Here is a 9,113-nt window from a genome sequence, read left to right as displayed (position 1 = left end):
CGGCAGGGGGGCGGGCGAGGGCCCGGCGGCGGTCGGCGGCGGCGACGGCGCGGCAACGGACCGGCCCGACGTTACGTCATCGACCTGCCCGCTCCCGGCTCACCGGGGGGACGCGCCGCCGTCCCCCACCAGCACCGGCGTGTCGGGCCGACCGGCCGCGGCCGGCTCGACCGGGAGCTGCCAGCGGGCGAAGGCCGGCGTGGCGGTGAGCCGGTCGACGGCTCCCCAGAGCAGCGCGAAGCCCGCCGCGACGACCGGGACGGCCGCCCAGTCCCACGGCGGGATCACCGCGACGGCCGACTGGGCGAGGGCGGCGAGGGCCACCCCGGCGGTCACCGGCAGGGCGGCCAGCCAGCCCGGCACCCGGGCGGTGGTGGCGAGGTCGACCAGCACCGCGCCGGCCAGCAGCATCACCGGCAGCACCGAGGGCGGGAACCCGGCCCCGGTCAGCAGCACCCAGGCCACCGCGCGGTAGCCGAGGTAGCTGCCGGCCAGCAGGGTCGCCGTCCAGCGCAGCCCCACCGTCCGCCGGGCCACCACGAGGGCGAGCAGGCCGGCGCAGACCAGCCAGGCCGGGTGCACCCAGGAGGGCACCGGGAGCATGAACTGCTCCGGCGACTGGCCCTGGGCGGCGGCGAAGTCCAACAGCGAGGGCTCGGCGGTGCTGTGCCCGGCGCGGTGGGCGGCCAGCGCCAGGACGCCGTACTCCTGGTGCTGGTTGGGGAAGAGCACGTCCTCGACGAAGAACAGCCACAGCCCCAGCGACACGAGGTCCCGCACCCGGCCCGGGGCCGCGTACAGCCACCACCCGCGCAGCGCGCCGGCCAGCATGACCGCCGTCCCCAGGTAGAGCAGCGCGTGGCTCGGGCTCCAGCTGGTGATGTCCAGCCCGTTGACGCGGTGGTTGACGATGTCGATCGGGATGGCCACCAGGAAGACGCCGATGCCGCCCTGCATCAGCCGCAGCGCCCGGCGGTCCACGCCGTGGCCGCTGTAGGTCGCGAAGACGACCAGGGCGACGACGAGCGCGGTGCCGGCGGAGTTGAGCAGGTGCGGCGGCGCGAGGTCGTCCCGGAGCCAGCGGAAGTGCCAGGAGACGTCCCAGCTCGAGCCGAGCATCTTGAGCGCGAAGGCGGCGAGCCAGGCGGTGTAGATCCAGCGCAGCTCCTGCTGGCTGGTGGCGCGGCCCGGCTCGCCCGGGGTCATGTACGCCGACCAGAGCCAGCGCAGCAGCGCGACCGGGGAGCGCAGGCCGGCCGACAGCGACGACGGCGCCCCGGGGGTCGGGGCAGGGGGCGTGCTGGGCGACACGGGCGGCTCCGCGGGGCTCGGGGCAGGAGCCCGCAGCGTAGGTGCCGCGGCGCCGTCCCGGCCCTGGATCGCCCGGATCGGTGCGGGTGTGGCGGCTGAGGTGGCCCCACCTGCGTAGGGTCGCGGACGTGGCGGACAGTGCAACGAACAACCTGGTCTGGATCGACTGCGAGATGACCGGGCTCGACCTGGTCCGCGACAAGCTCATCGAGGTCGCCGTGGTGGTCACCGACTCCCAGCTCAACGTCCTGGACCCGGGGCTCGACGTGATCATCCACGCCGAGGACTCCGACCTGGCCGGGATGGCCGACGTCGTCACCGAGATGCACGCGCGGTCCGGGCTCACCGAGGAGGTGCGCGCCTCGACGGTCACCCTCGAGGAGGCGTCCGCCCTGGTGCTGGCCTACGTGAGGCAGTTCGTGCCGGAGCGGCGCACCGCCCCGCTGTGCGGCAACTCGATCGGCACCGATCGGGGCTTCCTGGCCCGGGACATGCCGGAGCTGGACGACCACCTGCACTACCGGATGATCGACGTCTCCTCGATCAAGGAGCTGGCCCGGCGCTGGTTCCCGCGGGTCTACTTCGCCCAGCCCCCCAAGGGCCTGGCCCACCGCGCGTTGGCCGACATCCTGGAGTCGATCCGCGAGCTGGCCTACTACCGGCAGACGCTGTTCGTCCCCGCGCCGGGTCCGGACAGCGCGCAGGCCCAGGCCGCGTCCGGCGAGGTGGTGACGGCGTTCGCGCCGCTGCTGGCCGCCGGCGCGGCCGACGCCGCGCCGCTGCCGACCCCGGCCTCGTCGGAGAGCTGACCCCCTCCGGTATCGTGGGTCCGTCCACCGGGCCGGCTCTCGCCAGCCGCCCGGTGTGCATGGTGGGTGTAGCTCAGCTGGTAGAGCGCCAGGTTGTGATCCTGGATGTCGCGGGTTCAAGTCCCGTCACTCACCCCGATGAGGCCCTGGTCGGTTCGCCGACCAGGGCCTCTGCCGTCTCCGTGGGGAGCTCTCCCCGGCTGCCCCGGCTCCCTGCCGTCCGGCGTCGGTCAGTGCGCGTACTCGTCGGGCCGCAGCAGCATGACCGCCGCCATCGCCGGCAGCATCAGCACGTGGCCCCAGGCCGTCATCGCGTGCTCGCCGATCGCGCCGGCCCAGAACGGCACGAGCAGGACCAGGAAGGGCACGTACATCGAGGCCGACATCTCGGCGACGCCCCGCCACGCGTGACCGCGGAACCGCATCCACGCGCCCATGCCGATCGCCATGTTCGTCGCCATCACCAGCACACCGACGTCCGCACGGGCGGTCAGGCCCGGCCAGACCAGGTCCTCGACGGGACCGAGCACCATCATCCCGACGAGCATGGCCACGACCATCTCGGCGTAGTGGCGGACGAAGTGCCGGGCGCGGTGGGCGCGGGGACGGGCGGCGGCGGGAAGGCTCTCGGTGGTCATGCCCCCGATGGTCGAGCGCGGTCGCGCCCCGGACAGGTGCCGGAGGTCACGGCCGGGGTCACGATCGGGGTCACGGTCGGGGTCACGGTCGGGGTCACGGTCGGGGCGGAACCGTCACACGAGCCCGAGCGCCCGTCCGCGGAGCGCCGCCTGGGTCCGGTCCCGGGCGCCGAGCTTCGCCAGCACGTTGGTGACGTGGTTCTTCACGGTGCCCTCGGCGAGGAACAGCGCCGTGGCGATCTCCCGGTTGCTCCCGCCGTCGGCCAGCAGCCGGAGCACCTCGAGCTCGCGGTCGGACAGCGGCACGACCAACGGCTGGGGACGCGGCGGGGCGTCGTCTAGCAGCTCGGCGAAGCGGGCCAGCACGCGCGCAGCCACCGAGGGCTGCAGCACCGACTCGCCCCGGGCGGCGGCGAGCAGCGCCTCGACCAGCCGGTCGCCGGAGACGTCCTTGAGCAGGTAGCCGACGGCGCCGGCCCGCAGCGCCGCGAACACGTCCTCGTCGTCGTCGAAGGTGGTCAGCGCGAGGACCCGGGTGCCGGGCTGCTCGGCCCGGAGCCGGCGCGTGGCGGCGATGCCGTCGAGCACCGGCATGTGCAGGTCCATGAGGACGACGTCCGGCCGCAGCTCGACCACCCGGTCGAGGGTCTCGGCGCCGTTCGCGGCCGCACCGACGACCTCGATCTCCGGCCGCACCTCCAGGAGGGTGGCCAGCGCCTCCCGGAACAACGCCTGGTCGTCGACCAGCAGGACCCGGACGGGGGTCGCGCTCACCCGGGCACCTGCACCCGGACCGTCGTCCCGCGGCCGGCCTCGGACACGACGTCGACCGAGCCGCCGAGCCGGGTGGCCCGCTCGCGCAGGCCGAGCAGGCCGAAGCCCGTCTCCGGGACCCCCGCCGTCCCCCGGCCGTCGTCGCAGACCTCGAGCCGCACGGTGCCGTCGTCGCCGTAGGCGAGTTCCAGCCGAGCGAAGCCGGCACCGGCGTGCTTGCGCACGTTCGTCAGCCCCTCCTGTGCGGCGCGGAACAGCGACTCCTCGACGTCGGCGGTCAGCGGCCGGGCCGGTCCGCGGACGTCCAGCGCCGTCGGCACGCCGGCGGCGGACGTCTCCTCGGCGATGGCCGCCAGCGCCTCGGGCAGCGGAGGGAGCCGGCGGGGCGCGCGCAGCGCGGCGACCGACCGGCGGACCTCCGCCAGCGCCTCCGTCGACTGCTGCTGCGCCTGGGCGAGCACGGCGTCGGCGCGCGCGGGGTCGGACGCGAGGACCGCGCGGGCGGCCTGCACCTGCATCTGGACGACGGTCAGGTGGTGGCCGAGGCCGTCGTGGATGTCGCGGGCCACCCGGTTGCGCTCCTGCGTGGTGGCGAGCTCCTCGGCCTGCGCGGCGTACCCGCGCAACCGGGTGTTGGCCTCGGCCAGTTCCGCGCGGGCCCGCTGCTCGCGGCGGAGCAGCTCGGTGACCACCGCGGTGAACGCCGCAGCCACGTAGGTGCCGAGCATGGTGCGCAGCCCGTCGGCCATGGGCATGCCGAGGTGCACCAGCGGGACGACCGCGGAGACCACGACGGCGGCCGGTAGCGGGAGGAGCAGGACGCTCTGGCTGACGAGCACCAGCGAGAGGAGAGTCGCCCCGACGCCGGTGCCCCCGGCCATGAAGACGAGGTAGCCCAGCGCGAGCTGGACGACGACGTAGCGGACCGCGAGCCGCAGCCGTCGCGGGGGTCGCTGCCGGTCGACCCAGCCGAACGCGGCGACGGCGAGCACCGAGAAGAGCAGGGCCACCGCGATCGGGGGCAGGGGGTGTTCCAGGCCGGTGGCCTCCGCGGTGAGGGTGAGCAGGGCCCCGCCGGTCAGCACGGCGAGGGCGCGGGTCACCCGCTCACTGTGCTGCGCCGTTGAGCGGTCGGTCAACGACCGACGGGGTGAGCCGAGCCCCCCGGTCAGCCGGGGGTGGGTGTGGCGCACCGCGGCCGGGGCACTCCCGGCCGGTGCCCTTCGACTCCTCCCTCGTCGTCCGCCGGGCCTCCGACCAGCTGTGGGAGGTCGTCGAGCCGATGGTCTACCGCGGTCGGCGGGACACCTTCGTCGTCCCGGCCGGCTTCCTCACCGACTTCGCCTCCGTGCCGCGCGTGCTCGTCTGGTTCATCCCCCGCTTTGGCCGCTACACCCCGGCCGCGGTGCTGCACGACTGGCTGGTCACCACCGGCCTGACCACCCGGGTGGTCTCCTCCCGGGACGCCGACGGGCTGTTCCGCCGGGTGCTGCGGGAGCTGGGCGTCCCGCCGGTGCGCCGCTGGCTGATGTGGTGCGCCGTCCGCTGGGGCGCGCTGGTCTCCCCGGCGCGGCGGCCGGGCTGGTGGCCCGATGCGCCGCGGGTGCTGGCGCTGTCGGTGCTGGCCGCGCCGGTCGTCGTCCCGCCGGCCGCGGTGATCGCCGGCGCGCTGGCGGTCTACACGGTGGTGGAGACCGCCGTCACCGCCCTCGTCCCGGGCGCCGACCGGAGGGGCGACCGCGGGATGCGGCTGTAGGGCCGGGTCTCTCGGCGGGCGGCAGGTCAGCTGAGCGCGCTGCCGGCCTTCCAGTCCTCCCAGGAGATCGCCCAGTCGTAGATGTCGCCGTCGGCCGGGCCCAGGGTGGCGCCGTTGGAGCCGACGACCTCGACCACGTCACCCGGGATCGAGAAGTCGTAGAACCAGTGCGCCCGCTCGTCGGTGAGGTTGATGCACCCGTGCGAGACGTTGGCCGAGCCCTGGGAGGCCACCGACCACGGAGCGCCGTGCACGAACTCACCGTTGTTGGAGATGCGGGTGGCGTACCGCACGCCCTCGGAGCGGTAGCCGCCGGGCGCGTCGACGGCCAGGCCGAAGGTCGAGGAGTCCATCGTGATGGTGTCGAACTCCTCCAGGACGACGTGGGCGCCGTTGTGCGTCGGGTTGGCGGCGCTGCCGGCGCTCATCGGGAAGGTCTGCACGACCTGGTCGCCGTCGTGGACGGTGAGCGTGTGCGTGCCGGCGTCGGCGACCGAGACGTGCTCGGCACCGATGGAGAAGGAGACCGTGCGGTCCTTCTCGCCCCAGACGCCCTCGCCGAAGTCGACGCCGTACAGCTGCGCGTCCAGCGTCACCTCGGTGTCGGCCGGCCAGTACGTCGAGGGCCGGAAGTGCGCCTCGCTGTCGCTCACCCAGTTCCAGACGCCGTCGGTGGGCGTGGAGCTGGTGACCAGCAGGTGGCTCTCGACGGCCGCCTCGTCGGCCACCGGCTGGTCGAAGTAGACCCGGATGGGCATCCCGACACCGACCGTGGTGCCGTCCAGCGGGCCGATGCCCGGCGTGGACAGCGTCGCGGGGGTCACCGTGGTGAACGTGGAGGTCGACGTGGCCTCGTCGTCCTCGGCGTTGGTGGCGGTCGCCGTCACGGTGTAGCTGGTGCCGTAGGCCAGCGGCTGCTCCGGCGTCCACAGCGTCGTGGCCGGGTCCTCGGGAGCCGGCCCCACGCTGCCGGGCACCGCGGCGCCGGCGTCGTCGGTGACCGTGACCTCGCCGAGGTCACCGCCGGTGACGCCGACCTCCACCGGGGTGGTCGGGGAGACGTCGACGGCGCCGTCGGCCAGGCTCAGCGCGAGCTGGGCCGGCGCCGCGGACGACTGCGGTGCGCCGGTGTCGTCCGCGGCGCCGGACGACGACCCCTGGCACCCCGCCAGCAGCGCCAGCGACGCGGCGATGAACACTGCGGCGATCCGTCTCGCCTGCTGCCGACCCACGACGACCTGCCCCCTGTACCGGCGCGCGCCCGGGCCGGGACGGTCCCGGGGGCTGCGTGCACGTCCCAGTGTCCACTCATCGGCAGACCTGATGGTTGTCGGGCGGGAGGATCCGTCCTCCGGACCCCCGGACAGCGACGTCCGACCGGCGTGTACAGTTCTCCACTGTTGCCCGGCCGCACCGGACGACACGCGCCATTAGCTCAATTGGCAGAGCAGCTGACTCTTAATCAGCGGGTTCGGGGTTCGAGTCCCTGATGGCGCACTCCGCAACACCGGGCCTGACCTGCGTTTCACCCCCGCCGGTCGGGCCCGTCTGCTGTCCCGGGGGACCCGCTGTCCGCGAACAGACCGCAGGAGTCCGCGCGGAGGGTGAGGCCAGCGCCGAGGAATCGACCGCCGGCGGGTGTGATCTGCGCCTCGACACGTGCGTTGGGTCGGTCGTCGGCGTCACTGCCACAGCTGACGGCGGTTCCCTCGGCACGGTGGGCGGACCCCTCACGCGTCGTTGCGGTGGTCCTGGACGTCGATCCAGGCGCGGACGTCGGCGAGGCGGTGGACGACGCGGCGGCCCAGCCGGAAGGTACGCGGGCCCGTGCCGAGGTGCCGCCAGCAGCGCAGCGTGGCCACCGGAGCGCGGAGCACTTCGGCGGCCTCCGGGAGGGTGAGCAGTTCGAGTTCGCCGCTGACGGGACGGTCGGGCATGGGCTCCGGCCGGCGGATGCCGCTGGCCTGCTCCGTGACGGTCCAACCGGAGAGAGGCGGCTGGGCGTAGCGCGCCGCGTCCACGGCGGCAAGCGCGGCGGCATGAGCGGGGCCGAGGTCGGACCTGTCGCGAGCGAAGACAGCGATCCACCGCTCCCGGGCCTGGGCGAGGTCCTCAGCGACGAGGTGGGCAGTGTTGGAGCGCCGACCGCGGTGTGGATTCCCGGCGGGCCGTCCGGCCGAGTTGCCTCTGACCTCGACCGCGGTGCAACGGGTCCGAGCGTTCCGGTGCCTCAGCGCGCGCCCCACCGGTGTCACGGCCTCCCCCCGCTCACAGCCGGGGTCTCTGCGGGTGGCAGGACCGTGTCAGTGAGTCAACTGGGCTCGTGCCGGTTGTTCAGATCCCAGCAGCGTGGCGGCGCTCTGCGGTCCGGCGCGCCGCCGCGCCACCGCCGCCAGGTCCAGGTCCGGCAGCAGCCGCCCGTCCTCCCCGACGCGGACCAGCGGAGCCGAAGGCAGTGTGGCGCCGCGGTCCCCCCTCGGGCCGCGCACGGCCTGCTCGGCGTCGGTCCAGGTCAGCGGGGCGATGCTGCGCAGGACGTCGACCGCGAAGGCGACCATCCCGTCGTCGGTCTCCACCAGCAGCAGGCAGCTCGACGGCCCGGCCTCCCGCTGCTCGCGGCCGAGCAGGACCGACAGGCACAGCACCGGCACCACGGTCCGCCGATGGGTGATCAGCCCGAGCAGGCCGGGCACCGACGTCCGGGTCAGCACGCTCGGGAACGGCAGGATCTCGCTGACCTGGTCCAGCCGCGTGGCGATGTCCAGGCCGATCGAGTACGTCAGGTAGGAGGGGGCGCCACCGGCTGCGGCGGCGGCGGCGGCCACGACCGGATCGTTCCCGCGGGTGGTCTCAAGTGCCGTGTTCACCGCTGCGAAGCCCGTCAACTGTGCGTCGGACAGCAGCGTCGCGCCGTCCAGCAGCAGGCAGTCCCCGATGCCCTCCACCGTCACCATCCCGGCCAGCAGGTCCGGGCGGGGCAGCGCGAACGAGGGGGTGGGCAGGACGTCGTCCGGGTCGACGTGGGCGAGGTCCAGCAGCTCGCTGAGCGCCAGCACCACGTAGCCCGGCCCCAGGTCGAGGACGAGGCCAGCGCCGGTGTCCGCGCGCGACAGCTCTCCCAGGCCGAGGAGCACCAGTGGGTCGACGACCGGTACCTCGCGGTCGTCGTACTCGACCGTGCCCGGGCACATCCGGCTGGTCAGCACCGAGGAGCGCACGTCCGGGGTGGGGATGGTGGTGTGCACGTGCGCGGCGTCGATCGCCAGCCGGTGCTCCCCGCAGCGCAGCACGGTCAGGGTCCGCCGGCCGCGCCCCGGGCCGCCGTCCCGCTGCGCAGGACCGTCCCGGGTGACGTCGGTGACCGTGGGCACGCCCGGCAGCTGCAGCACCGCCGCGGCGTCCAACACGCTGTACGCCCGGCCCGTGTCCGGATGCCGGAAGGTGTGCGAGAACAGCAGCCCGCCGCCCTCGGCGTGCGCGGCCACCAAGGTTTCGGCGGGTACCTCGCAGATCCCCTGCACCTGGTCGGCCAGCAGCCCGAGCACCCGGTTCCCGGACGCCACGACGACGACCACCTGATCGGCGCGCCGGACCTCCGGCCGACCGGTCACGGCCTGCAGATCCAGCACCGGCAGGACCAACCGACGTAGCTCGATCGCCCCCAGCAGGCCGGGGCCGCCGCGGGCAGCCCGGCCAGCTCGGTCGGGCACGGCACGACCTCGCGCAGCACCGACAGCGGCAGGGCGACGTCCATGCCGGCCAGCCGCAACAGGCCGTGGACGACGTCCCCGGTGGCCTCCTCCTCCAACGAGGTGGTCACGGTCG

At 74.5% G+C, this 9,113-nt stretch carries 10 protein-coding genes and 2 tRNA genes; 4 read left to right on the top strand and 8 right to left on the bottom strand.

The window, feature by feature from the left end:
- Positions 1–99: 99 nt before the first annotated feature.
- Positions 100–1,311, bottom strand: a complete 1,212-nt coding sequence (locus tag FHL79_RS19690; RefSeq protein WP_138760267.1) for a hypothetical protein — start codon at positions 1,309–1,311, stop codon at positions 100–102.
- Positions 1,312–1,439: 128 nt separating this feature from the next.
- Between FHL79_RS19690 and orn the strand changes: the two genes are divergently transcribed.
- Both orn and FHL79_RS19680 read left to right on the top strand, forming a co-directional pair.
- The gene (gene orn / locus FHL79_RS19685) at positions 1,440–2,120 is read left to right on the top strand and encodes an oligoribonuclease (RefSeq protein ID WP_138760266.1); all 681 of its coding nucleotides are present in this window, start codon (positions 1,440–1,442) and stop codon (positions 2,118–2,120) included.
- 62 nt (positions 2,121–2,182) lie between these two features.
- Positions 2,183–2,255 (top strand) — tRNA-His (locus FHL79_RS19680).
- A 95-nt stretch (positions 2,256–2,350) separates the two neighbouring features.
- Here the strand turns inward: FHL79_RS19680 and FHL79_RS19675 are convergent.
- From FHL79_RS19675 to FHL79_RS19665, 3 genes are all read right to left on the bottom strand, one after another.
- A complete protein-coding gene (locus tag FHL79_RS19675; RefSeq protein ID WP_138760265.1) occupies positions 2,351–2,758 on the bottom strand; it encodes a hypothetical protein in 408 nt (135 codons plus the stop codon).
- Between the two features lie 114 nt (positions 2,759–2,872).
- Positions 2,873–3,532: a response regulator gene (locus FHL79_RS19670; RefSeq protein ID WP_138760264.1), complete on the bottom strand. Its 660-nt coding sequence runs from the start codon at positions 3,530–3,532 to the stop codon at positions 2,873–2,875.
- Entirely contained in the window at positions 3,529–4,635 is a 1,107-nt protein-coding gene (locus tag FHL79_RS19665) for a sensor histidine kinase (protein WP_138760263.1), read from the bottom strand. Before FHL79_RS19665 ends, FHL79_RS19670 begins: the two co-directional genes overlap by 4 nt.
- Before the next feature lie 113 nt (positions 4,636–4,748).
- Here FHL79_RS19665 and FHL79_RS19660 point away from each other — a divergent pair, with 113 nt between their 5' ends.
- On the top strand, positions 4,749–5,288 hold the full coding sequence (locus FHL79_RS19660) for a DUF1353 domain-containing protein (RefSeq protein ID WP_138760262.1): 540 nt from the start codon (positions 4,749–4,751) through the stop codon (positions 5,286–5,288).
- A 26-nt stretch (positions 5,289–5,314) separates the two neighbouring features.
- Here the strand turns inward: FHL79_RS19660 and FHL79_RS19655 are convergent, their stop codons facing one another.
- Positions 5,315–6,487 carry a L,D-transpeptidase gene (locus FHL79_RS19655; RefSeq protein WP_138760261.1) on the bottom strand — a complete coding sequence of 391 codons (1,173 nt, stop codon included), beginning with the start codon at positions 6,485–6,487 and terminating at the stop codon, positions 5,315–5,317.
- Between the two features lie 225 nt (positions 6,488–6,712).
- On the opposite strand from FHL79_RS19655, the gene FHL79_RS19650 reads away from it, so the two are divergent.
- Positions 6,713–6,785, top strand: a tRNA-Lys gene (locus tag FHL79_RS19650).
- 233 nt (positions 6,786–7,018) lie between these two features.
- Here the strand turns inward: FHL79_RS19650 and FHL79_RS19645 are convergent.
- The 3 genes from FHL79_RS19645 to FHL79_RS19635 all read right to left on the bottom strand — a co-directional run bounded on the left by FHL79_RS19645 (position 7,019) and on the right by FHL79_RS19635 (position 9,108).
- Positions 7,019–7,225, bottom strand: a complete 207-nt coding sequence (locus FHL79_RS19645; RefSeq protein ID WP_138760271.1) for a helix-turn-helix transcriptional regulator — start codon at positions 7,223–7,225, stop codon at positions 7,019–7,021.
- Between the two features lie 366 nt (positions 7,226–7,591).
- Positions 7,592–8,917 carry a chemotaxis protein CheW gene (locus tag FHL79_RS19640; RefSeq protein WP_246081025.1) on the bottom strand — a complete coding sequence of 442 codons (1,326 nt, stop codon included), beginning with the start codon at positions 8,915–8,917 and terminating at the stop codon, positions 7,592–7,594.
- Complete coding sequence (locus FHL79_RS19635) at positions 8,896–9,108, bottom strand: hypothetical protein (RefSeq protein WP_138760259.1); 213 nt, start codon at positions 9,106–9,108, stop codon at positions 8,896–8,898. Before FHL79_RS19635 ends, FHL79_RS19640 begins: the two co-directional genes overlap by 22 nt.
- Positions 9,109–9,113: the final 5 nt, after the last annotated feature.

The sequence above is a fragment of the Modestobacter altitudinis genome (assembly GCF_005930475.1).
Lineage (GTDB): Bacteria > Actinomycetota > Actinomycetes > Mycobacteriales > Geodermatophilaceae > Modestobacter > Modestobacter altitudinis.
The sequence above is the reverse complement of the archived record's forward strand: the minus strand, read 5'-3'. Positions and strand labels throughout refer to the sequence as shown.